Genomic DNA, 23,105 nt, shown 5'->3' with positions numbered 1-23,105 from the left:
TCCATCGTCCGTCGCCGCCCTTGGGCCAAGGAGAAGCCCAGACCCGCCAAAGGGTTCAGCGTGGCGTCGAGGTTTTCTCCGGGCGGGGTTAACGGACGGCGGGGTTTGCGTGGGCGCGCGGCCCCGCTATATCCCCGCCACGACATTCCTTCCCTACAGTCACAGGCGGACCGCACGCATGGCCAAGATCAAGGTCGAAAACCCCATCGTCGACATCGACGGCGACGAAATGACCCGCATCATCTGGCAGATGATCAAGGACAAGCTGGTCTTCCCGTTCCTGGATCTCGAACTGGACTACTACGACCTGGGCATGGAGCACCGCGACGCCACCGACGACCAGGTGACGATCGACGCCGCCCACGCGATCCAGAAGCACGGCGTCGGCGTCAAATGCGCCACCATCACGCCTGACGAAGCGCGCGTCGCCGAGTTCGGCCTGAAGAAGATGTGGAAGTCGCCCAACGGCACCATCCGCAACATCCTGGGCGGCGTGGTCTTCCGCGAGCCGATCATCTGCTCGAACGTGCCCCGCCTGGTTCCGGGCTGGACCCAGCCGATCGTCGTCGGCCGCCACGCCTTCGGCGACCAGTACAAGGCCACCGACTTCCTGATGCCCGGCCCCGGCACCCTGACGATCAAGTTCGTCGGCGAAGACGGCGCCGTGATCGAGCACGAGGTCTACAAGGCCCCCGGCGCCGGCGTGGCCATGGCCATGTACAACCAGGACGACTCGATCCGCGAATTCGCCCACGCCAGCTTCGCCTATGGCCTGCAGCGCAACTATCCGGTCTATCTGTCGACCAAGAATACGATCCTGAAAGCGTACGACGGCCGCTTCAAGGACCTGTTCCAGGAAGTGTTCGACGCCCATTACGCCGCCGAGTTCAAGGCGCGCGGCCTGACCTACGAGCACCGCCTGATCGACGACATGGTCGCGGCGGCGATGAAATGGTCGGGCGGCTTCGTCTGGGCGTGCAAGAACTATGACGGCGACGTGCAGTCCGACGTGGTGGCGCAGGGCTTCGGTTCGCTGGGCCTGATGACCTCGGTTCTGATGACGCCGGACGGCAAGGTGCTGGAAACGGAAGCCGCCCACGGCACCGTGACCCGCCACTATCGCCAGCACCAGAAGGGCGAGGCCACCTCGACCAACTCGATCGCCTCGATCTTCGCCTGGACCCGCGGCTTCAAGCACCGCGCCAAGCTGGACGACAATGCGGCCCTGGCGACCTTCGCCGACACGCTGGAGAAGGTGGTCGTGGATACCGTCGAGAGCGGCCACATGACCAAGGATCTGGCGCTGCTGGTGGGCGACCAACAGGGCTGGCTGACCACCGAGGGCTTCCTCGACAAGGTCGCCGAGAACCTGAAGACCGCCCTGCCGGACGTGGGCTGAGGCTAGGCGGCGGGCGTCCGTGCGGCGTCCGCCCCCTCCACCACGCTGCGCGTGGTCCCCCTCCCCCGCTTCGCTGGGGAGGAATGTCCTCAAGCAGCGCGGAGCGCGGTAGGACAAGCGAGATGGTCCTCAAGTAGCCCGAAGGGCGATAGGACAAACAACAATCCAGCCCCGTCGGAGCGATCCGGCGGGGCTTTTCGTTGTGTGATCGGCCGGGGCGTGCATGATCGGCGATAATGAGGAAGCGGTCTTGAAGCGTCTGTTCGGAAATCTGGTGTTGGCGGCCGTCGTGGCGGCGGTGCTGTCCTTCTTCGCCGCGCCCGCCGTGGCCTTCTTCGCCATACGCTCGGCGGCCGAAGCCAACGACGTGGCGGGTTTGGCGCGGCTGATCGACTTCAACGCCGTGCGCCAGTCGCTGCGGCCGCAGCTGGCGGGACGGCCCGAGGCGATGGCGCCCGCGCCGTCGTTCCTGGAAGATCCCATCGGCGCATTCCGGCGTCAGATCGAACAGAACCCCATCCTGCGCCAGCCGGACGTGGACGCCTATCTGACGCCGGCGGCCCTGACGGCCCTGCTGCGCGGCGAGGGCCGGTACGCTAGCCAGCGGACGACGGCGGGCGTGGCGCCCGCGTCGGCCCAGGCGCGCAAGCCCTGGCCCAGCCCGGCCTATTGGAGCGTCAACCGCACGCGGATGGCGGTGACGGACCAGGGCGGGTCGCGCACACTGTTCACATTCGAGCGGCGGGGACCGTTCGAATGGAAGCTGGTCCACATCGGCTTGCCGGACGGGACAGCGCCGGCCGTGACCGTGACGCCTCGCCCCTGAGCCCAAGCGCCGTGAGGCAACCGGGCGGTCGGGCGCCGCGTTGGCTTTTCAAGGAGACTGAATGAACCGCAAGATCGTCACCGGAGCCCTGATCGCCGTCGTCGTCGGCGTGGTCGTCGCCCTGTTCGCCTCACCCTTCATCGCCGCCCAGGCGCTGGTTCGGGCGGCGCGGACGGGTGATGCCGCGGGCCTTGAGCGGCAGGTGGATTTCCCAGCCTTTCGCGCCAGCCTGAAGAGCGAGCTGAACGCGCGGGCGGCGCTGGAAATCCGCAGCCGGGCCAAGGGGGATCGCGGTTTGGCGGCGCTGGGGATGCTGCTGGCCCCGTCGCTGGTCGAAGGCGCAGTCGACAACTTCGTCACGCCCCAGGGCATCGCCGCCATGGTGCGTTCAGGCGAGACGCCCGAGCCGGAACGGCCGGTCCCAGCCGACGACACGCCCGCCGCGCCCAAGGACAAGATCCATCAATCCTGGGCCTATCGCGGGATCAACACCTTCGCCGTGACCCTGACGCGCGACGACCGGCCGGACGACGCCCTGGTGCTGATCATGGAGCGCCGCACGCCGTTTACGTGGAAACTGGCGGGGGTCGATCTGACGTCCGATCCGATGGGGTGAGGCCGAGGTCGAAATTGCACTGCACCTCGAAAACGAGTGCAAAGTGCAAGAAGGTGCAATTTCGATCTGGATAAAAACTGAGTGCAGTTGGTGCACTTTTGCTCTGCATGACGTCCCCCATTCCGACTGTCGATTATACGCGCGATCGGAGGGGCGTCAGGGTGGCGGACGCTGCCGCGACGTAAGTCACTGAATAGCAAGCAAATTTCATCAAGAAATAGGATGGCCAGCCCCCTCTCCCAGTGGGAGAGGGCTTGAGCGCACGAGAGCGACAGCGATCGTCCTTGCGTGAAAGGGTGAGGGTCGGGTGGTGCGAACTGGCCCACCGGCCGACCCTCATCCGGCCCTACGGGCCACCTTCTCCCACTGGGAGAAGGGCGGTTTAAAGACGGCGATCAGCCCGCCAGCGCGTTCCGCACCGCCGCAAGGCCGTCCTCGGCCTTCGACCCATCCGGGGCGCCGCCCTGAGCGAAGTCGGGTTTGCCGCCGGCGCCCTGGCCGCCCATGGCGATGACGGCGGCGCGGGCCAGGTCGGCGGCGTTGACGCGGTCGGTGAGGTCGGAGGTGACGGCGACGGTGACGGCCGCCTTGCCCTCGGTCACGCCGATCAGGGCGACGACGCCGGTTCCGACCTGTTTGCGGAAGTCCTCGGCGACGCCGCGCAGACCCTTGCCGTCCACGCCGTCCAGCACGCGGGCCATCAGCTTGATCCCGCTAATCTCTTCCGGCGCGGACGACGCGCCCGAGCCGCCGCCCAGGGCCAGTTGCTTCTTCAGCTCGGCGACCTGTTTCTCCAGCGCCTTGACCGAGGCGGTCAGGCTGTCGACGCGGGCGGGGACGTCGGCGGTCTGGACCTTGAAGCTCTGGGCCAGCGAGCGGGCGACGCCGGCCTGGGCCAGCAGATACTGGCGCGCGGCCTCGCCGGTCAGGGCCTCAATGCGGCGCACGCCGGCGGCGACGCCGGTTTCCTGGACGATCTTGAACAGGGCGATGTCGCCGGTGCGGGCGACGTGGGTGCCGCCGCACAGCTCGACCGAATAGGGGGCGTTGTTGTCGCCGGTGAGGGCGCGGCCCAGGGTCAGGACGCGGACCTCGTCGCCGTATTTCTCGCCAAACAGGGCGATCGCGCCGGCCTCGATGGCCTCTTGCGGGGCCATCAGCTTCATCTCGGTGGGGACGTTCTGACGGATGACCGCATTGACCTCGGTCTCGATGGCCGAAAGCTCGGCCTCGGTCAGAGGGGCGCCGTGGCTGAAGTCGAAACGGGCGCGCTCAGAATCGACCAGCTGGCCCTTCTGGGCGACTGCGGGGCCGAGCACATTCTTCAGCGCCGTGTGCAGCAGGTGGGCGGCGGAGTGGTTGGCGCGGGTGGTGCGGCGTTTCTCGGCGTCCACCAGCTGGGCCGCGCGTGTTCCGATCTCCAGCTTGCCGGCCGTGACCTGGGCCACCAGGACATGCAGGTCGCCGGCGTGTTTGCGCACGTCGATGACCTCGGCGGCGCCTGCGGGCCATTCCAGGGTTCCGTGATCGCCGGCCTGGCCGCCGCTTTCGGCGTAGAAGGGGGTGGTATCGAACAGGACCTCGACGATGTCGCCGGCCTCGGCCGTCTCGACGGGGGCGCCGGCTTTCATGATGGCCAGGACCTCGCCCGAACCCTCGATAGTGTCATAGCCGTTGAAGACCGTCGGCCCCATGCGGTCGCGGATCGCCAGCCATTCGTTGGTGTTGGCGGTCTGGCCCGAGCCCTTCCAGTGTTCGCGCGAACGCTGGCGCTGTTCGGCCATGGCAGACTCGAAGCCGTCCACATTGACCGAGAAGCCGCGACGACGCGCCTCGTCCTGGGTCAGGTCCAGCGGGAAGCCATAGGTGTCGGACAGGGTGAAGGCGGTCTGGCCGTCCAGCATGTCGCCGGGCTTGAAGCCCTGAACCGCCGTGTCGAACAGAGCCATGCCCCGGCCCAGGGTGGTGCGGAAGCGGACCTCTTCCTGCTTCAGCGTGTCCTCGATGAAGGGCTGGGCGCGGGCCAGTTCGGGATAGGCGTCGCCCATCTGGGCCACCAGGGTCGGGACCAGGCGGTGCATCAGCGGGTCGGCGGCGCCCAGCAGGTGGGCGTGGCGCATGGCGCGGCGCATGATCCGGCGCAGCACATAGCCCCGGCCTTCGTTCGACGGCGTGACCCCGTCGGCGATCAGGAAGGAGGACGAACGCAGGTGGTCGGCGATGACCCGGTGGCTGGCGGCCTGGTCGCCGGCGGCCTTGGTCGAGGTGGCGTCTTCCGAGGCGGCGATCAGGGTCTTGAACAGGTCGGTCTCGAACACCGAATGCACGCCCTGAAGCACGGTGGTCATCCGCTCCAGCCCCATGCCGGTGTCCACGCTGGGCTTGGGAAGGTTGCGAACGATCTGATCGTTCTCCTTCTCATACTGCATGAAGACGTTGTTCCAGATTTCGACGTAGCGATCACCGTCCTCGTCCGGCGAGCCGGGAGGGCCGCCGGGGATCTTGTCGCCGTGGTCCCAGAAAATTTCGGTGCAGGGGCCGCACGGGCCGCTGTCGCCCATGGCCCAGAAATTGTCCGACCCGGCGATGCGGATGATCTTGTCGTCGGAAAAGCCGGTGATCTTCTTCCAGATCGCGGCGGCCTCCTCGTCGTCGATATAGACGGTGACCAGCAGGCGTTTGGCGTCCAGGCCGAAGTCCTGGGTGACCAGGTTCCACGCCTTCTCGATGGCGTGTTCCTTGAAATAGTCTCCGAAGGAGAAGTTGCCCAGCATCTCGAAGAAGGTCAGGTGGCGTGCGGTGTAGCCGACATTGTCCAGGTCGTTGTGCTTGCCCCCGGCGCGGACGCATTTCTGCGACGACGTGGCGCGCGGATAGGGCGGCTTGGACGCGCCGGTGAAATAGTCCTTGAACGGCACCATGCCGGCGTTGACGAAGAGCAGGGACGGATCGTTCTGCGGCACCAGCGGCGCCGAGTGGACCTTGGCATGGCCGTCCGCCGCGAAATAATCGAGGTAGGTGGCGCGGATCTCGTTCAGGCTGGGCATGGGCGTGTCTTCGGCTCGGCGGTCGCTAAGGAACCGGCGTCTTATAGGGTTTTGTCGGGGAACGCATCACCCGCCCCCTCCTGCCGTCATCCTGGGCCTTGTGCCCAGGATCCATACGCCCGGTATCGGACATCGGGCCTTGTCATCGACCGCGCCTTCACGGCGCGCACCGGGCGTATGGATCCTCGGGACAAGCCCGAGGATGACGAGGTGAGGGTGAAACTAAACCCGCGGCGGCGGGCCGAACTTGCCGGCCTGATAGTCCTGGACGGCCTGGATGATCTCTTCGCGGGTGTTCATGACGAAGGGGCCGTGGCTGAAGACCGGCTCGCCGATGGGCTGGGCATGGCCCAGGAGGACGACGGCGTCGGTCTGGGCCGTGATCTCGACCATGTCGCCGTCGCCCAGGGCGGCGAGATTCCATTCGGGCACGGGGGTTCCGGCGACGGAGACCTGGCCCTTGATCGCATAGAAGAAGACGTTGCGGCCAGGGGCGACTGGGGCCTGGAACCGGGCGCCGGCGGGCAGGCGGACGACGGCCAGATGGATGTCGATCAGCGACTTGATCGGGGCTGCGACGCCCAACCATTCGCCGGAGACCGGCTCGATGGTGACGCCGTCGGTGACGAAGGTCGGGATGTCGGCGGCTTGAAGCCCCACATAGTCGGGCTTGGTCATCTTCAGCCGCGACGGCAGGTTCACCCACAGCTGCAGGATTTCCATCGGCCCGCCGTCTCGCTTGAAGGCGGCGGGCGACAGTTCGGCGTGGATCAGGCCCGAGCCGGCGGTCATCCACTGGATCCCGCCCGCCTTGATGATGCTCTCGCCGCCGCCGGAATCGTTGTGGGCCAGCTCGCCGTCGAGGATGAAGGTGACGGTCTCGAACCCCCGGTGCGGGTGGGGGCCGAACGGCAGGCCGGCGTTGCCCGGCGCATAAGTCTGGGGCCCGTGGTGGTTCAGGAACAGGAAGGGATCGACCTGTTCCAGGCCCGGACCGGGCACGGGACGACGGGTCGTCAGATCGCCGATGTCGTCGCGATGGGCGGGATGCAGGCGAAGGACGGGACGGAGCTGGGTCATTCGCCACATATAGGGTGGCGGATCGGCTCTGGCGAGCCTCAGCCTGCGCGAGACACTGTCACAGGGCGGGCGCGACCGTTCTCGATCAGTTCGCCGGTCCAGCCCCTGGCGTCGGGTCGCAGGTGCAGCTCGCCGCCGGACAGGGGGATGACGGCGATGTCGCCGGTCCTGGAGGCCGGGCCGGCTGGACCAGCCTGGTCGGTTCCGGCCGGAAGGTCCAGCCGACGCCAGGCGCCTTCGATCATCCGCCCGCCGCCGAGGTCGGTCAGAGCCAGGGACAGCAGGGGCTTTCCATCGGAACTCGTCACGCGCCAGCGGCCGTCCAGAGGACCGCTGCGGGCGTCCGCGTCGATCTGGGCTTGGGCCACGCCCTGGTCATAGGCGATCTCTGCATCGGTGGGGCTGACCTCGTAGTCGCCGACATAGGCGTTCACCTCGACGGGGGCGGTCAGGGGACGGCGATGTCGATCCGTCGCGGCGTCGCCCTGGGCCTCTTCACGGCCAAAATTGGAGGGCGGTTCGAACGGACGGACGACCGGCGCCTGGTAGGTCTCGGGCGTCGCGTCCAGCAGACGCGTGGTCTGGATGGCGGGCTCCATGGCGACGGCGGCGATCAGGGCGAACAGGATCATGGGGCCTACCGTGCCAAATGCCGACCTGCATCGGCTAGCCGCCGATCAGCCTTCGAACGCAAACGTGATCCGTCGTGATGGAACCTGCGTAAGAGCGGCAATGCGTAGATGTTCGCCGCTGTGCGTTGACACCGGCCCCCCAGGGTCACAAAAGCCTTCGCAACCGCACACGGCGATTGAATTCATTCGCTTTTGAGAACCATTCGCATGACCCAGCCCAGCCCGACGCCGGGTGGCACCTCTAGAGACCGGACCGGTCGCTTCGTCACCCAACCGAACGGTCACATCGCGCCGCTTTCGCCGCACATGAGCATCTGGCGCTGGCACGTCACCATGACGGCCTCGATCCTGTTCCGGGCCACCATCATCGCCTCGACCGTCGGCGTCCTGTTCTTCGTCGCCTGGCTGGGCGCCATGGCCTTCGGGCCGGACGCCTATGACACGGCGCTGGCCGTTGCAGGTTCGCCGGTCGGTCTGTTCATCGGCTTCGGCCTTACGGTGGTGCTGTTCTCCTTCATCCTGAACGGCGCGCGTCACACCTATAACGACACCGGCAACGGGCTGACGGTGAAGTCCGCGACCCTGCTGTCGAACATCGCGGTGTGGGGGCCGGTCCCGCTGGCCGTGCTGTTCTGGGTCGTCCTGTTCTCCGTCGGGAGGGTCTCGCTGTGAGCGGCGCCGCCAAGTTCAAGAATAACGTCAAGGTCTCCGAGCGCCACGGCGCCGGCGAATGGCTGATCGAGCGGGTTCTGCTGGTCGCCCTGATCCCGCTGGGCCTGTGGGTCGCCTCAACCGGCTTCACCCTGGCGGGCGCCGGCTATGACGCCGTGCTGGCCTGGTTCGCCAATCCGCTGAACGCGGGCCTGCTGGCCATCACCGTCGTGGTCTTCTTCGGCTATGTCAGCCTGGTCTGGAAGGTGATCCTCGAAGACTATGTGCCCAGCGCAGGAACGCGCGGCGCGCTGGTGGGCCTGCTCAACATCGTCTTCCTCGTGCTGGCCGCCGCCAGCGTCTTCTTCATCGTGCGGCTGGCGCTGGGTTCGGCGCCGCTGCCCGCTGGTTTCGGAGCCTGATTAGCTGATGGCCGCTTACGAACTGATCGATCACGAATACGACGTCGTCGTCGTCGGCGCCGGGGGCTCGGGCCTTCGCGCCGCGCTCGGCGCCGCCCAGCAGGGGCTGAAGGTCGCCTGCGTGACCAAGGTCTTCCCGACCCGCTCCCACACTGTCGCGGCGCAGGGCGGCATCTCCGCCTCGCTGGGCAATATGGGCGAGGACAGCTGGCAGTGGCACATGTACGACACCGTCAAGGGGTCGGACTGGCTGGGCGATCAGGACTCGATCGAATATCTGGTCCGTAACGCGCCCAAGGCCGTCTACGAGCTGGAACACTGGGGCGTCCCCTTCAGCCGCACCGAAGAAGGCAAGATCTATCAGCGCGCCTTCGGCGGCATGACGCGCAACTTCGGTGAAGGCCCGGTGCAGCGCACCTGCGCCGCCGCAGACCGCACCGGCCACGCCATCCTGCACACCCTGTACGGCCAGTCGGTGCGTCGGGAAGTGAAGTTCTTCGTCGAATATTTCGCGCTCGACCTGATCATGCAGGACGGGACCTGCACCGGGGTGACCGCGCTTCAGCTCGACAACGGCCAGCTTCACCAGTTCCGCGCCAAGATGGTGGTTCTGGCCACCGGCGGATACGGCCGCGCCTATTTCAGCGCCACCAGCGCCCACACCTGCACCGGCGACGGCAACGCCATGGTGCTGCGCGCCGGCCTGCCGCTGCAGGATATGGAGTTCGTCCAGTTCCACCCCACCGGCATCTATGGCGCCGGCTGCCTGATCACCGAGGGCGCGCGCGGCGAGGGCGGATATCTGACCAACTCGGAAGGCGAGCGTTTCATGGAGCGCTACGCGCCGACCGTGAAGGACCTGGCGCCGCGCGACATGGTTTCGCGCTCCATGACCATCGAAATCCGTGAAGGTCGCGGCGTGGGTCCGAACACGGACCACATCTTCCTGCACCTGGACCACCTGGATCCCAAGATCCTGCACCAGCGCCTGCCGGGCATTTCGGAAAGCGCCAAAATCTTCGCCGGCGTGGACGTGACCAAGGCGCCGATCCCGGTCCTGCCGACCGTCCACTACAATATGGGCGGCATACCGACCAACTATCACGGCGAGGTGCTGACCCTGCGCGACGGCAACCCCGACAGCGTGGTGCCCGGCCTGATGGCTGTGGGCGAGGCCGCATGCGTCTCGGTGCACGGTGCCAACCGCCTGGGCTCCAACTCCCTGACCGACCTGGTGGTGTTCGGCCGCGCCGTCGGCCTGCGTTGCGGCGAGGTGGTGGACAAGGCGTCCGCCGTGCCGTCGGCCTCCAAGACCCAGACCGACGCCCACCTGGCCCGTCTGGACCGCTTCCGCTTCGCCGACGGCTCGACCCCGACATCCGAGCTGCGGCTGGCCATGCAGAAGGCCATGCAGGCCGACGCGGCGGTGTTCCGCACCGGCGAGACCCTGCAACAGGGCACCGACAAGCTGCGGGCCATCGACGCCGCCGGCGCCGACATCAAGACCACGGATCGCGGCCTGATCTGGAACACCGACCTGATGGAGACGCTGGAATACGACAACCTGATCGCCCAGGCCGTCGTCACCATCGAGAGCGGTCTGAACCGCACGGAATCGCGCGGCGCCCACGCCCGCGAAGACTATCCTGACCGCGACGACGCCAACTGGATGAAACACACCCTGGCGTGGAAGCGTCCGGGCGAACAGGTCCAGATCGATTATCGTCCGGTCCACAACTACACCATGTCCGACGACATCGCGTATATCGAACCGAAGGCGCGGGTTTACTAAGATGGTCCAGCTCACTCTCCCCAGAGGCTCCAAGCCGACGACGGGCAAGGTTCACAAGGCCGCGCCCGGCTCCAAGGACGTCAAGACCTACAAGGTCTATCGCTACGATCCGGAAACGGACGCCGATCCGCGCTGGGACACCTATGAGGTGCCGACCGGCGACCACGGCCCGATGTTGCTGGACGCCCTGATCCACATCAAGAACACCATCGATCCGACCCTGTCGTTCCGGCGCTCGTGCCGCGAAGGCATCTGCGGGTCCTGCTCGATGAACATCGACGGGCGCAACGCCCTGGCCTGCACCAAGGGCTGGGACGAGTGCGCGTCGCATAACATCACCATCGCCCCCCTGCCCCACCAGCCGGTGGTCAAGGACCTGGTGACGGACCTGAGCCTGTTCTACGCCCAGTACGACTCGATCCAGCCCTACCTCCAGTCGGACGAGCCGGACCCGGAGAAGGAACGGCTGCAGACCCCGGCCGAGCGCGAGAAGCTGGACGGCCTGTACGAATGCATCCTGTGCGCCTGCTGCTCGACCTCCTGCCCCAGCTACTGGTGGAACCAGGAAGAATACCTCGGCCCGGCAGCCCTGCTGCAATCCTATCGCTGGATTTCCGACAGCCGCGACGACGCCACGGACAAGCGTCTGGACGACCTGGAAGACCCGTTCAAACTGTATCGCTGCCACACCATCATGAACTGCGCCCAGGTCTGCCCCAAGGGCCTGAACCCGGCCAAGGCCATCGCCGAGACCAAGAAGCTGATGGTCGCGCCGAGCCGCAAGAAACAGGCGGCCTGATCGCCGGCGCGCCGTTCCCATGACCGCTGAGGTCCTGCTGTTCGCCTATGGCACGCTGCAGGACCCGGCGGTCCAGACGGCCGTCTTCGGCCACGTCCTGAGGCCGGACGCCCCGGACCGACTGAGCGGTTTTCGCCTGTCGCACATCCCCGTCGACGACCCCCAGGTCAGGGCCGAGACCGGCCTGACCCACTATCCGATCCTGATCCCGACGACGGCCGAAGCCCCGCCCTTCCCCGGCCGCCTCTACCCCTGACCCCCGCCGACCTGACCGCCGCCGACGCCTATGAGGGTGAGGCCTATCGTCGGGTGCGCGTGACCACGGAGGCGTGTGTGTATGTGGCGGCGGAGGTGTGAGGGGCGGGATTGCGCGGCAGAGAAATGCTGACGTGCCCGGCAAAGCTAGCGAAAATGCACCCCTCGGTCCTTATGTGTATTCGTGTGTATTGCGCTTGTTTATGCGATGTGCGTGCGTATTGATACACACATGAAAAGCGCGGACGCGATCGCCATGTTGAGAGCTGCGAGTTGGATGGTCGTGGGCCAAAAGGGCTCTCACATTCAACTGAAGCATCCGTCCGTGCCAGGGCGGGTCACCGTCCCGCACCCCAAGAGGGACCTCAAGGTGGGAACCCTCAAGAGTATCGAGCGTCAGAGCGGTGTCCGCCTTCGCTGACATCGTGGCCCAAAAGACTAGGGCCAGAAAGAATAGGAATGTCGACCGTCATTTATGTGGCCATTGTCGAAGGCGATCAGGACCGCGGTTACAGCGCCTTCTTCCCCGATCTTCCGGGATGCGTCTCCGCGTCGGACACCATGCTGGAGCTACCGGCCGAGGCGCGCGACGCACTGACTCTTCACCTCGCCGGCATGGCCGAGGACGGTCAGGCTTTCCCCGAACCGACCCCGCTTGAGCTGATCAAGGCCGATCCTGAGGTGCGTGAGGTCGGGCGACTCTTGGTCGATGCTGAGATTGAGGACACGCCTGTCCGCGTGAACATCTCCATAGGTGCCCAATTTCTCCGGCGGGTTGACGTGGCTGCCGAGGCGCGGGGTATGTCGCGGTCCGCGTTCCTGATCGAATCCGCTCGGGCTGCTATGGCCAAAGAACGCGTTGCCGACCTCAGCCTTCAAAGCGCGGCACCTGTGTCGCCGGTTGATTCTAGGGAACTTGGTCGGGTTATCGACCTGATGGAATCGCTTCACGCGCGCTTGGCGTCTCGCATCGAGCAGGACGGTGGACTCTTGGACCTGAACGCAGGGCGTGGGGCTGAGCTATTCTCTATGGGACACCTCCGCGACGGGCTTTACTGCCCTACCGCAGCGAGCAGTGCCGCACTCGCCGCCGCCAGCAGCGGCTTTTGGGCCAGTAGGCCCCGGCAGGGATGGAGCTTGTTCAAACGCTCGGCTCCTGAACAGCAAGCTTTCCGATATCTGCTCGTGCCCTGTGGCGAGAAACTGACGGCGATTTGGGACCGTATCGAAGAGCAGGTTGTCGATGTGATTTCGGACGGAACCACCTCGGCCCATGCGAAGCATCGGGGCTCCGACCGCCCAGTCCCTGATGACGCGATGGTGGCGGAGGTCAGACGACTCCTCGCGGAGAAACGTGCTCAGCGCGATGCAGGCAATGAACTCCCCGCGGCCCGGACCGGGTAAGGTGCTCATAAGGCGCTCGACGTCATGTTCAACCAGCAGACTGCCGCGCGTTTCGAGTTCGACGCCATCGAGGGCGTGGCCGATGACGACCGCGTCGAGGCGCTCTACTTCAACACCGTGGAATTCGCGGGCGATGGCCTGTCGTTTGCGACCCGGGTCACGCTGGAGCGTATTACGGGATCGACAGAGTTCCGCTCAACCCGGTTAGAACTCCTCGATCTGCGGGCGGCTGTGGATCGAGACGCCTACGGCGTTCAAATGGCGGGCGACCACGACATCGTCGTGGTCATCCATCCGGACAATGTGACCATGACCAATCCCGTCACTACGGAGAGCTGAGCGGGCGACCGCGTTCTACCGCCATACTTAGCCTTCCTACCATCCGCCCTTGCGCCCGCGCCCCGGCTTGATATGAGCGGCGCATGGCCAGCATCACCTATATCGAGCATGACGGAACCGAGCACGTCGTCGACGTGAAGCCGGGGCTCAGCGTCATGGAAGGCGCGATTCGCAACAATGTGCCGGGGATCGACGCGGACTGCGGCGGGGCGTGCGCCTGCGCCACCTGCCATGTCTATGTCGACGAGGCCTGGCGCGAAGTGACGGGCAAGCCCAGCGCCATGGAAGAGTCGATGCTGGACTTCGCCGAAGAGGTCGAGCCGAACAGCCGCCTGTCGTGCCAGATCCGGGTCTCGGACGCCCTGAGCGGCCTGGTCGTGCGGTTGCCGCAGAACCAGCACTGAATGGACGAGCCGGGGCTGATCGAGAGGATCGGCCGCTGGGTCCAACAGGCCGACCCGGCCGGACCGCCGCCGATCCTGGGGATCGCGGGGTCGCAAGGTTCTGGAAAGTCCACCCTGGCGCAGGACGTCGCCGAACGGTTCGACGGGGCGACCCTGTCGCTGGACGACGTCTATCTGACCAAGGCGGAGCGGGCCGATCTGGCGGGGCGGGTGCATCCGCTGTTCGCCACGCGCGGGCCGCCGGGGACGCATGACCTGGGTTTGCTGCATCGGCTTTTGGACCGGCTTTCGAGTGCGGGTCCGGGCGACCGGACGCCGCTGCCCCGGTTCGACAAGCTGACCGACGACCGGGCGCCCGAGGCGGACTGGACCGTCGTACGGGGGCGGCCGAGCGTGATCGTGCTGGAGGGGTGGTGCCTGGGGGCGACGGCGCAGCCGGCGACGGCCCTGGTCGCGCCGATCAATGGGCTGGAAGCCGGGCAGGACGCGGATGGCCTGTGGCGGGGCGCGATCAACGATGTCTTGGCCAGGGACTATGGGCCGCTGCGCGGGCGGCTGGACGCCCTGATCTTCCTGAAGGCGCCGTCGTTCGATGTCGTGCTGGATTGGCGCAGCGAGCAGGAGGCGGGACTGATGAAGCGCGACGCCGTGCCGCCTGAGCGGCGCGCGGCTCTGGCGGTCTTCGTCCAGCACTATGAGCGACTGACCCGGCACATGATCGAAGGCGGCGTCGCCGCCGACCTGATCGTCGATCTGGACCGGGATCGCCAGGTCGTGGGCCTGGAGGGCGCAAAATTCCTTGCGGCGACACGGGGCGTGGCGCCGCAGCCGGCCTCGCGCGTTATCCAACCATGAGCCTGTTTGGATCCAAACCCGCCGCCACGGAAGACAGACGGTCGGCGACGCGTCGGCCGGCCAATGCACGCGGCGTCGTCTGCGCGCCCGGCGTGGAGACGGCCTGCCTGATCGTGGATCTTTCGGACGGCGGCATGAAGGTGCGGCTGGACCGCGGGGCCGCCCTGCCGCGCGAGGTGGTGGTGGTCGATGTCGAGCAAGCCGTGGCCTATCCCGCGACCGTCGTGTGGCAAAGGACGAACGAGGCAGGTCTGAAACAGACCGGCGCCAAATCCCTGCGCGGCCTGGCGCCCGCCCGGCTGATCGGCGCGCGCGAGGCCTGGCTGAGGGCCGGGGGCCGCTAGAGCCCGGCAGGCATGGAGCCGGCGTTGATGGCGATCCGCCCCACCAGACCCTTGACGATCAGATCCAGAGCCGAACCCTCGCGGTAGTCGGCGGCGGCGACGAAGTTGACCCGGTCTTCCGAGATCAGGGAATAGACCTTCTTCTGGTCCCGCTCGTTCGAGCGCGGATCATAGACGGCGATGGAGAAGCCGCCCTTGGTGTGCATCATCTTCATGGTCGGCACGTCGGTGTCGCCGTCGCCGATGAAGATCATCCGGTCGAAGGGCACGGCGCGCTCGTCGTCGGGGATGAAGTGGTTGATCCGCTCATGCTCCCAGTGGTTCTTCACGCCCTTGTTGATGCGGAACAGATACTGGGTCTTGGTGGTGTAGTTGACGCCGACGGCCGGCCAGGCCGCCTCGCCCTTTTCGTCATAGACATAGTGGGAGGCGAAGACGTGGTTCAGGGCGGGGCGGATCGGGGTGCCGTCGATCATCTCCTCCAGCCCGGCCGAGATGATGTAGTGCTCGATCTCCAGCCCGTATTTGGCGCCGAAGGCGTTCATCCGGTCGAACCAGCTGAGGTCCTTCAGACCCTCGAACAGGGCCACGGCCTCGCCGTGCTGGCGCAGGGTCTCGCGCGTCACCGGGGCGCCGTTCTGGCGGGCGTGATGCAGCATCAGCTGCATGTACATCAGGATGCCGTCGCCGTCGGCGTCCTTGGTCAGGCGCTCGGCCTCCTCCCAGAAGGCGCCGATGCCCATGCCCACCGAGGGGATGAACGACACCTCCTGCATGTTGCCGCGCGCCAGGGTGCCGTCGAAATCATAGATCAGGGCGGTCTTCAGCAACGGGGTCTTGGGGTCGGACATGAGGGCGAGATCCTTGGTGGAACCCGCCCTCTATATCAGCCTGCCGCGCCCGTCGATTGGCGACGCTGGCCGAAGGTGGGGGCGGCGGCCTTCTGCTCGGCCCAGTAGTCCGCGCCTGTGGTCGGCTTGAACATGGTGCGCGGCGACCCATTGCGGGCCACGACGGCGAAGGTGTTGGTCGAGGCCTGATAGATCAGGGTGTCGCCGTTGGGCCGTTTCACCGTCTCGGCGTCGCTGGGCGGGCTGGAGGTGAAGGCCTTCACCTTGGCAATATAGTCTTGGGGCGACCGGGCGTCGAAGTCGGCGCCGTTGCGCTGAAAAAGACGCGCCGTCTTGGCGTCCATCGTCTCTGTTCGGGTAACCGTCAGGCCCGGCTTGATCTCCTGCGTCGTGGTGGTTTCGACCGTTTCAGACACGAAACCCTCAGCTGGCGCGGCTTCCGCCGTCCGGTCCCGTGTCTGGACCGCCGAACTGTTGTCGCAGGCGCTCAGCCCCAGCAGTCCACACAGGGCCAGCGCGGCCCCTCCCCTCGTCAGCGTTTTCATTCTTCCCTCCAGATACCCGCTGGGCGCGACGAAAGCACAACTTTATTGTTCGTGCAATGTTCTCGTCTCGACGGCGTCACGCGGGGCGGCTAGACGAAGGACATGGACAATCGCTCCCTTTCGAACCGCAAGATCCTGCTGATCGTCGGCGGCGGCATCGCGGCCTATAAGGCGCTGGAGCTGGTGCGGCTGATCGCCAAGGCGGGCGGACAGACGCGGGCAGTCCTGACCGAATCCGGGGCCGAGTTCGTGACGCCCCTGTCGCTGGCGGCGTTGAGCGGCCATCCGGTGCGCTCGGGCCTGTTCCATCCCGACGACGAGACCAGCATGGGCCACATCGAGCTGTCGCGCTGGGCCGATCTGGTGGTCGTGGCGCCGGCGACGGCGGGTCTGATCGCCAAGGCGGCCAACGGGATAGCCGACGACCTGGCTTCGACGACCCTGATCGCGACGGACAAGCGGGTGCTGCTGGCGCCGGCCATGAATGTGCGGATGTGGGAGCATCCGGCGGTTCAGGCCAATATGGAACGACTGAAGGCCTTTCCCGGCTTCCACGGCGTGGCGGTGGTGGGGCCGGACGAGGGCGAGATGGCCTGCGGCGAATACGGCTTCGGCCGAATGGCGGAACCGGCGGCGATCCTGGAAGCCATCGAGGGCCTGTTGGCTGGGGCGGAGGGACGACCGTTGGCGGGCAAGCGCGCCGTCGTTACGGCCGGGCCGACGTTCGAGCCGATCGACCCGGTGCGGGGCCTGACCAATCGCTCCAGCGGCAAACAGGGCTACGCCATCGCCGCCGCTTTGGCCGAGCTGGGGGCGGAGGTGACGCTGGTGTCCGGGCCAACGGCCCTGGGGGCGCCCACGGGCGTGACGCGGATCGACGTGGAGAGCGCGCTGGAGATGCAGGCGGCGACGCGGAGCGCCCTGCCCGCCGACATCGCCGTGCTGTCGGCCGCCGTCGCCGACTGGCGCGTGGACACCATCGCCGGCGGCAAGATCAAGAAGGGGCCGGGCGGCCCGCCGACCCTGGCCCTGATCGAGAACCCCGACATCCTGGCCGGGATCGCAGCGCCGGGACCAAACCGGCCGACCCTGGTGATCGGCTTCGCCGCCGAAACCACGGACCTGGAGGCCAATGCGCGGGCCAAGCTGTCGAAGAAGGGCTGCGACTGGATCATCGGCAACGACGTGTCCGATGATGTCTTCGGCTCTGACGGCAACGCCGTGCTGCTGGTCACCGCCGACCGGACCGAAACCTGGCCGCGCCAGTCCAAAGCCGCCATCGCCCGGGCCGTCGCCGCCCGTATCGCCGACCATTTCCAGGCCCCCGAATGACCGAGACCACGATCCAGATCCTGCGCCTGCCGCACTCCGAGGGCCTGCCCCTGCCGGCCTATGAGACGGCCGGGTCGGCGGGCATGGACCTGCGCGCGGCGGTGCCGGAAGACCAGCCGATGACGCTGGAGCCCGGACAACGAGCCCTTGTGCCCACGGGGCTGAAGATCGCCCTGCCGCTGGGCTACGAAGCCCAGGTACGGGCGCGCTCGGGCCTGGCGCTGAAACACGGCATCATCTGCCCCAATGCGCCGGGCACCATCGACAGCGACTATCGTGGCGAGTGCGGGGTGATCCTGGCCAACATCGGCGCCGAGCCGTTCGTCATCCGGCGAGGCGAACGCATCGCCCAGTTGGTGATCGCGAAACATGAGCGCGCCGACTGGGTCGAGGTCGAGACTCTGGACGAAACGACGCGTGGAATGGGCGGCTTCGGGTCGACGGGGCGGTAGGCGAATCCGGTGCGGACTCACTAAATCTCCCGTTGCAATTTTTCAATTCATGAGTTATACGCAGAGTCAAGTGGATTGGGGGTTCCCGGTCGGCGTTATGGCCTCGGTGGGTTCACCGGGGCCTTTCGCTTTTCAGGCCTCCGGGTAGATCAGATGCCCCACGCCTTCGTAGTCTTTTCCAACATTGGCTCTGCCGCCTCGACAGAAGAATTTCTTCTTCAAAAGGTCAAAGGCCCGATTGGCCTGACCACGGCGAACGACGCTGAGGCCTATAGGTCTCGCCACCAAATCCGCCAGTTGAAGACCGGAAGAGTTGGCCTTCTTGTCCGCAAATACGACCGAGAAAGGCAAAGGCGCCGCAAACCTGTTGGCGCCATCGCAAATCCGCCTGAACTCCAGCTCAAGCTCGGCGTCTTCCTTCTTTCCCCGACACTCGACCACGACGTGCGTCGTCCCGTCGAGCTGCCCCTTCTCACTCAGAAAATCACGCAGCTGTTCCAGGCAGAATTTCAGCGCGACATGATACGGGTTGCTTGCCGTCTGGCCGGTATCGAGCATGCGGCGCTTGTCGATGACGCACGCAACGAGCACGAATTTGCTGGCCTCTATGATCCGAGAAAGAGCGCCAATGAAACGGTTCTTTCCGGCTGCGTTCAAAAACCGGAACTGGCCGACTTCTTTGCGGATGTCTCTCTCGTGGAGAATGACGATGTCGTGGCCGAATTGGGAGAATTTGAACGCCTCAAGTGATGGCACGACAGCCCGCGCGTAATAGGCCTTCTGGAATATGCAGAGAGACAGCACGAACACGGGATAGGCGTCGTCTATGGCGACCATGCTGTGATCACCGCTTTCATCGACATAGACGATGTAGTCACTGAACCTGGGCTTCTCTGCCGCAGCCTCGCCGCCGAGGGTCTCGACGCCGGCGAAAAGAGGGAGTTGGTCGGCGTCGGACGGTGCGGATGCGTTCATGGTTGGGCTTGGGTTGGATTTCGCCTAAGCTATATATCCGTGAACGTGAGATTTTCGCTACTCCACAGCGAAAGCTATCCTAAACCGGCGGCGCCGTCGGCTGGATCAGGGCGGCCTTGCGGCGGACGTGTTCGCGCCAGGCGGTGTAGAGGCCGCTGGATCCGATCAGGGCGGCGCCGGCCACGGTGCTGAGGGTCGGGGTGGTGGACATCAGCCACCAGCCGAAGACGATGGCGCCGACGATCTGGAGATAGTCGAAGGGCGCGACCACAGCGACCGGGGCCTTTTGCAGCGAGGCCGTCATGAACAGCTGGGCCAGGCCGCCGGTCAGGCCCGAGGCGATCAGCAGGGCGAAGGTCACGGGCGAATGCATCTGGCCCACGAAGGGCAACAGGATCGCCCCCACGATCGACGAGCCGACGAAGAACCAGAAGACGATGGCGGCGACATGTTCGGTGTCGCGCAACTGGCGCAGGGTGATGGTGACGCCGGCCGTCAGCAGGGCAGCGACCAGGCCAAAGGCGATCCCCTCGACCGGCACGGCGTGGTCCGTAGCGCCGGGCCGCATGACGATGATCACGCCGATGAAGCCCACGGCGACGGCGGCCCAGCGGCGCGGGCCGACCGCCTCCTTCAGGATCAGGAAGGACAGCAGGGTGGCGAAGATGGGGGCGGTGAAGCTGAGGGTCGTGGCGTCGGCCAGAGGCAACAGCGTCAGGGTCTGAAAGACGCACAGGATGGAGACGATGCCCAGGGCGCTGCGGCCGACATGGGCCAGGGGGCGGCGCGTGGTCAGGCCCGCCAGGCCGCCCGGCTGGGTCACCACCCAGGCCAGCACCACCGGCAGGCCGAAGAAGGCGCGGTAGAACAGCATCTCGGGCGCGACCACGCCGTCCAGCGACGCCAGTTTCAGCACCGCCGCCATGACCGAAAAACAGCCCGCCGCCGCGATGCGCAGGGCGATGCCGCGCGCAATATCCTCGCCTGACTTGGCCGTCGCCGTCACTACTCTATCCGCGCCTTTCGATGCGGCCGGAACGCCCGAGGCGCCTGGCCGCCGTTCGGCTTACGCCTGGCCGGTTTCGACCGGCTGTTGGGCGATCTGCTGCTGGCGGGCGATGTAGATGGCGGCGAAGTCGATGGGGTCGAGCTGGAACGGGGGATAGAAGCCGCCGTCGGCCGTGGCGCCCGAGATGATCTCGCGGGCGAACGGGAACAGGTAGCGCGGGCATTCGATCAGCAGCAGCGGCTCGATGTCCTGCTCGCTGACATTGGCCAGCTGGAACAGGCCGCCATAGACCAGTTCGACGTGGAAGACGGGCTGGTTCTCGTGGGTCGCCTTGATCGACAGCTTCAGGTCCAGTTCGAACAGGCCGTCGGGGCGGCCCTGGGCGGCCATTTCGACGCCCAGGTCGATGGCCGGCTTGCCGTCGATGCGCAGGGATTCCGGGGCGCGCGGGTTCTCGAACGAGAAGTCACGGACGTATTGCGCCAGGATGCGGAAGCCGGGGCCGGCGGGCTGGCCCTGTTGGGCCTCGCCTTGCTGGGGCTGTTCGGCGGAGGGTGCGACGTCGGTCATGAAAGCGGTCTTTGAACGGATTTGAGGGTGATCGGGCCGGAATGTGGCGCCGCGATTACCATGCCGGGACGCTTGGCCGCAACGTCGCGCGCGCGATTGGGGGGCGCGCTTCGCCTTGCCTCGTCCTATATGACCCCGTAATCACGCCAGACATAGGTTTGGCGCGCCCGTCGTTCGCTACAGGAAATCTCCCCTTGAACCTGCCGGTCCAGTTCCAGATCGTCGTCTTCGCCTTCATCGCGGCCTTCGTGCTGTTCCAGCTTTACAATGTGCTGGGCAAGCGGGTCGGCCGCCAGCCGCAGGAGGACGCCAAGGTCGTCGTACCCGGCCCGAACCCGGCCGAGACGCCCAAGATCGCGGCGATCGATCCCGTCACCCTGGCCTCCATCGCCAGCCTGAAGGCCCGCGACCCGGCCTTCGATCCGGCGCGGTTCCTGGACGGGGCCCGTCAGGCGTACGAGACCATCGTGCGGGGCTATGCCGCCGGCGACCGGGCCGCGCTGAAGCCGCTGCTGAAGCCGAACGTCTTCGCCTCGTTCGACGCCGGCATCGCGGCGCGCGAGACGCGTGGCGAGACCGAAACCGTCGAGTTCCTGTTTCCGCCCCGCGCCGATCTGGAAGGCGCTGTCGCCGAGGGCGACCGGGCCGTGGCCAAGGTTCGCTTCCTGGGTGAACTGCGCAGCCGCGTGACCAAGGTCTCGGGCGAGCCCGCCGACGTCGAGACCGGGGAGCCGGTGATCGAGGAGCGCCGCACCGCCGAACACTGGACCTTCGAGCGCACCCTGGGCGCAGCCGATCCCAACTGGGTCCTGGCCCGTGTCGAGCCGGCCAACGCCTGATGTCTATCCTGCGGCAGGTCGGAGCCTGGCCGCTGACGCTGGCGAGCGTGCTGGCCGTCGCAGCCTGTTCGACGGGGCCCATGACGCCGGTCGCGCCGGCGGCCCCCCAGACGGGACCTGTTCCCTATACGCCGTCACCGACGCCCGGCGTGCCACAGCCCGCGCCGTCCAACGCGCTTAGTCCCGCCGTCTTGCCGGGATGGAGCGCGGAGGATCACCTGGCGGCCTTCCGCGCCTATCTCGACGGCTGCGGCGCGGCGCGCGATACGGCCGCGCGCGCCGTCTGCGGGCGGGCCAAGGCCATGGCGACGACCACCACCGTCACCCCGTCCGACGCCCGCGCCTTCTTCGAGGCCAGCTTCAGCGCGGTCCCGGCCGCGACGGCGGACGGGCCGCCGGGCCTGCTCACCTCCTATTTCGCGCCAGAATATCCGGCGCGACGCCGCCCGGACGCCGAGTTTTCGGCCCCCGTCCTGCCCAAGCCCGCCAACCCGCGCGGCGCCGGCGACCGGGCCTATATCGAATCTGCCGCGCGACCGGATCAGGCCCTGGCCTGGATGCGGGCCGAGGATCTGTTCTTCCTGCAGATTCAGGGCTCGGGCTATCTGACGTTCGAGGATGGGACGCGCGGCCGGGCCGCCTACGCCGCCGACAACGGCAAGCCCTTCGTCGGCATCGCCAGACCCATGGCCCAGCAGGGCCTGCTGCCCCAGAACGGCACCTCGGGCGACGCCATCCGCGGCTGGCTGGCGACCCATCGGGGCTATGAGGCGCAGGCCGTCATGGCGCTGAACCCGCGCTACATCTTCTTCCGGCTGGACGGGGACGACGACGGCCATCCGGCCGGCGCGGCGGGGATACCCCTGACCGAGCGGCGCGCCATCGCGGTCGATCCCGCGCACTGGCGCTATGGCGAACTGGTCTGGCTGGAGGCGGACGGCGGCAATCTGCGCGGCGCCACGGCCAGCTATCGCGGCCTGGCCATGGCGCTGGACACCGGATCGGCCATTCGCGGACCTGTGCGCGCCGACCTCTATATGGGGCGCGGCGACGCGGCGGGGGCCGAGGCCGGGACCGTGCGCCACCCGTTGCGGATGTGGCGCCTGGTTCCGAAGGGTTAGGCCCCTCCCTTCAGGCCAGGTCCTCGATCTCGTCCTCGGTCAGTTCGCCGGGGACGATGGTGACGGGCAGCTTTCGCCCTCCCAGCTGGGCGCCCTGTTTGATGATGGCCGAGACCAGGGGACCGGGGCCGCGCGAGCCGGTTCCGGCGGCCAGAACCAGAATCTTGATGTCGGGGTCGGCGGCGACAACCTTCTTGATCGCGGCTTGGGCCTCGCCCCGTTCGATCAGGAAGATGGGGGCGGCGCCGGAGCGGGCCATGGCCTCTTCGCCGAGCCGGTTCAGCAGGATTTCCGCCTCTTCGCGCTGCTGGCGCTCGATCTCTTCGCGCACGCCCGACCAGTGGGCGTCGCTGTCGGTGGGCAGGACGCGCAGCATGACCACGCGCCCGCCCGTCGATTTCGCCCGGCGCGAGGCGAACCGCAGGGCGGCCTCGAACTCGGGACTGTCGTCGACGACGACGAGGAATTTTCTCGGCATGGCGGCCTCCCCAGCCAGATTAACGACTGAAGAGGCCGTGAGACGCCCGCTTCGTCAAGCGGCGAAGA

At 66.9% G+C, this 23,105-nt stretch carries 27 protein-coding genes; 18 read left to right on the top strand and 9 right to left on the bottom strand.

Annotated features, from left to right (window positions below; translation table 11 throughout):
- Window positions 1-178: 178 nt before the first annotated feature.
- The 3 genes from ACP693_RS01800 to ACP693_RS01790 all read left to right on the top strand — a co-directional run bounded on the left by ACP693_RS01800 (window position 179) and on the right by ACP693_RS01790 (window position 2,841).
- Window positions 179-1,399: an NADP-dependent isocitrate dehydrogenase gene (locus ACP693_RS01800; RefSeq protein ID WP_135194264.1), complete on the top strand. Its 1,221-nt coding sequence runs from the start codon at window positions 179-181 to the stop codon at window positions 1,397-1,399.
- A gap of 250 nt (window positions 1,400-1,649) precedes the next feature.
- On the top strand, window positions 1,650-2,225 hold the full coding sequence (locus ACP693_RS01795) for a DUF2939 domain-containing protein (RefSeq protein ID WP_426019406.1): 576 nt from the start codon (window positions 1,650-1,652) through the stop codon (window positions 2,223-2,225).
- Window positions 2,226-2,286: 61 nt separating this feature from the next.
- Window positions 2,287-2,841, top strand: a complete 555-nt coding sequence (locus ACP693_RS01790) for a DUF2939 domain-containing protein (protein ID WP_426019408.1) — start codon at window positions 2,287-2,289, stop codon at window positions 2,839-2,841.
- Window positions 2,842-3,236: 395 nt separating this feature from the next.
- Here ACP693_RS01790 and alaS read toward each other — a convergent pair whose 3' ends face one another.
- From alaS to ACP693_RS01775, 3 genes are all read right to left on the bottom strand, one after another.
- Entirely contained in the window at window positions 3,237-5,888 is a 2,652-nt protein-coding gene (gene alaS / locus ACP693_RS01785; protein WP_426019409.1) for an alanine--tRNA ligase, read from the bottom strand.
- A gap of 222 nt (window positions 5,889-6,110) precedes the next feature.
- Window positions 6,111-6,968: a pirin family protein gene (locus ACP693_RS01780; protein ID WP_426019410.1), complete on the bottom strand. Its 858-nt coding sequence runs from the start codon at window positions 6,966-6,968 to the stop codon at window positions 6,111-6,113.
- 38 nt (window positions 6,969-7,006) lie between these two features.
- A complete protein-coding gene (locus ACP693_RS01775; RefSeq protein ID WP_426019412.1) occupies window positions 7,007-7,600 on the bottom strand; it encodes a hypothetical protein in 594 nt (197 codons plus the stop codon).
- 207 nt (window positions 7,601-7,807) lie between these two features.
- On the opposite strand from ACP693_RS01775, the gene sdhC reads away from it, so the two are divergent.
- From sdhC to ACP693_RS01720, 11 genes are all read left to right on the top strand, one after another.
- Complete coding sequence (gene sdhC / locus ACP693_RS01770; RefSeq protein WP_426019414.1) at window positions 7,808-8,272, top strand: succinate dehydrogenase, cytochrome b556 subunit; 465 nt, start codon at window positions 7,808-7,810, stop codon at window positions 8,270-8,272.
- Complete coding sequence (sdhD, locus tag ACP693_RS01765; RefSeq protein ID WP_426019415.1) at window positions 8,269-8,673, top strand: succinate dehydrogenase, hydrophobic membrane anchor protein; 405 nt, start codon at window positions 8,269-8,271, stop codon at window positions 8,671-8,673. The genes sdhC and sdhD overlap by 4 nt, the downstream gene beginning before the upstream one ends.
- 7 nt (window positions 8,674-8,680) lie before the next feature.
- Window positions 8,681-10,465, top strand: a complete 1,785-nt coding sequence (gene sdhA, locus ACP693_RS01760; protein ID WP_426019416.1) for a succinate dehydrogenase flavoprotein subunit — start codon at window positions 8,681-8,683, stop codon at window positions 10,463-10,465.
- Between the two features lies 1 nt (window position 10,466).
- The gene (locus ACP693_RS01755) at window positions 10,467-11,264 is read left to right on the top strand and encodes a succinate dehydrogenase iron-sulfur subunit (protein ID WP_426019418.1); all 798 of its coding nucleotides are present in this window, start codon (window positions 10,467-10,469) and stop codon (window positions 11,262-11,264) included.
- A gap of 19 nt (window positions 11,265-11,283) precedes the next feature.
- Complete coding sequence (locus ACP693_RS01750; protein WP_426019419.1) at window positions 11,284-11,520, top strand: hypothetical protein; 237 nt, start codon at window positions 11,284-11,286, stop codon at window positions 11,518-11,520.
- A 207-nt stretch (window positions 11,521-11,727) separates the two neighbouring features.
- Window positions 11,728-11,940, top strand: a complete 213-nt coding sequence (locus ACP693_RS01745; RefSeq protein WP_426029322.1) for a type II toxin-antitoxin system HicA family toxin — start codon at window positions 11,728-11,730, stop codon at window positions 11,938-11,940.
- Between the two features lie 38 nt (window positions 11,941-11,978).
- Window positions 11,979-12,923, top strand: a complete 945-nt coding sequence (locus ACP693_RS01740; RefSeq protein ID WP_426019421.1) for a type II toxin-antitoxin system HicB family antitoxin — start codon at window positions 11,979-11,981, stop codon at window positions 12,921-12,923.
- Window positions 12,924-12,947: 24 nt separating this feature from the next.
- Window positions 12,948-13,262: a hypothetical protein gene (locus ACP693_RS01735; protein ID WP_426019423.1), complete on the top strand. Its 315-nt coding sequence runs from the start codon at window positions 12,948-12,950 to the stop codon at window positions 13,260-13,262.
- 83 nt (window positions 13,263-13,345) lie between these two features.
- Entirely contained in the window at window positions 13,346-13,666 is a 321-nt protein-coding gene (locus ACP693_RS01730; protein ID WP_426019425.1) for a 2Fe-2S iron-sulfur cluster-binding protein, read from the top strand.
- A complete protein-coding gene (locus ACP693_RS01725) occupies window positions 13,667-14,521 on the top strand; it encodes a kinase (protein ID WP_426019427.1) in 855 nt (284 codons plus the stop codon).
- Window positions 14,518-14,865 (top strand): PilZ domain-containing protein, encoded by a 348-nt coding sequence (locus tag ACP693_RS01720; RefSeq protein ID WP_426019428.1) that lies wholly within the window; start codon window positions 14,518-14,520, stop codon window positions 14,863-14,865. Before ACP693_RS01725 ends, ACP693_RS01720 begins: the two co-directional genes overlap by 4 nt.
- Here the strand turns inward: ACP693_RS01720 and ACP693_RS01715 are convergent.
- On the bottom strand, window positions 14,862-15,716 hold the full coding sequence (locus ACP693_RS01715; protein WP_426019430.1) for a haloacid dehalogenase-like hydrolase: 855 nt from the start codon (window positions 15,714-15,716) through the stop codon (window positions 14,862-14,864). The genes ACP693_RS01720 and ACP693_RS01715 overlap by 4 nt on opposite strands.
- Window positions 15,717-15,751: 35 nt before the next feature.
- On the bottom strand, window positions 15,752-16,261 hold the full coding sequence (locus tag ACP693_RS01710; RefSeq protein WP_426019432.1) for an S-type pyocin family protein: 510 nt from the start codon (window positions 16,259-16,261) through the stop codon (window positions 15,752-15,754).
- A gap of 102 nt (window positions 16,262-16,363) precedes the next feature.
- Between ACP693_RS01710 and coaBC the strand changes: the two genes are divergently transcribed.
- Together coaBC and dut are read left to right on the top strand one after the other, a co-directional pair.
- On the top strand, window positions 16,364-17,593 hold the full coding sequence (coaBC, locus tag ACP693_RS01705; RefSeq protein WP_426019433.1) for a bifunctional phosphopantothenoylcysteine decarboxylase/phosphopantothenate--cysteine ligase CoaBC: 1,230 nt from the start codon (window positions 16,364-16,366) through the stop codon (window positions 17,591-17,593).
- The gene (dut, locus tag ACP693_RS01700) at window positions 17,590-18,045 is read left to right on the top strand and encodes a dUTP diphosphatase (RefSeq protein WP_426019435.1); all 456 of its coding nucleotides are present in this window, start codon (window positions 17,590-17,592) and stop codon (window positions 18,043-18,045) included. Before coaBC ends, dut begins: the two co-directional genes overlap by 4 nt.
- Window positions 18,046-18,177: 132 nt before the next feature.
- Here the strand turns inward: dut and ACP693_RS01695 are convergent, their stop codons facing one another.
- The 3 genes from ACP693_RS01695 to secB form a co-directional block, all read right to left on the bottom strand.
- A complete protein-coding gene (locus ACP693_RS01695; RefSeq protein ID WP_426019436.1) occupies window positions 18,178-19,020 on the bottom strand; it encodes a DUF3800 domain-containing protein in 843 nt (280 codons plus the stop codon).
- A 79-nt stretch (window positions 19,021-19,099) separates the two neighbouring features.
- Entirely contained in the window at window positions 19,100-20,026 is a 927-nt protein-coding gene (locus ACP693_RS01690) for a DMT family transporter (protein WP_426019437.1), read from the bottom strand.
- Window positions 20,027-20,086: 60 nt separating this feature from the next.
- Window positions 20,087-20,599: a protein-export chaperone SecB gene (gene secB, locus ACP693_RS01685; RefSeq protein WP_135194281.1), complete on the bottom strand. Its 513-nt coding sequence runs from the start codon at window positions 20,597-20,599 to the stop codon at window positions 20,087-20,089.
- 200 nt (window positions 20,600-20,799) lie between these two features.
- Between secB and timA the strand changes: the two genes are divergently transcribed.
- Window positions 20,800-21,438 (top strand): TIM44-related membrane protein TimA, encoded by a 639-nt coding sequence (gene timA, locus ACP693_RS01680; protein ID WP_426019646.1) that lies wholly within the window; start codon window positions 20,800-20,802, stop codon window positions 21,436-21,438.
- Complete coding sequence (locus ACP693_RS01675) at window positions 21,438-22,559, top strand: MltA domain-containing protein (protein WP_426019439.1); 1,122 nt, start codon at window positions 21,438-21,440, stop codon at window positions 22,557-22,559. The genes timA and ACP693_RS01675 overlap by 1 nt, the downstream gene beginning before the upstream one ends.
- Before the next feature lie 10 nt (window positions 22,560-22,569).
- Here the strand turns inward: ACP693_RS01675 and ACP693_RS01670 are convergent, their stop codons facing one another.
- The gene (locus tag ACP693_RS01670; protein ID WP_409717046.1) at window positions 22,570-23,037 is read right to left on the bottom strand and encodes a universal stress protein; all 468 of its coding nucleotides are present in this window, start codon (window positions 23,035-23,037) and stop codon (window positions 22,570-22,572) included.
- Between the last annotated feature and the right edge of the window lie 68 nt (window positions 23,038-23,105).

The sequence above is a fragment of the Brevundimonas sp. TWP1-3 genome, from assembly GCF_049896085.1.
In the GTDB taxonomy this organism is placed as follows: Bacteria; Pseudomonadota; Alphaproteobacteria; order Caulobacterales; family Caulobacteraceae; genus Brevundimonas.
The sequence above is the reverse complement of the archived record's forward strand: the minus strand, read 5'-3'. Positions and strand labels throughout refer to the sequence as shown.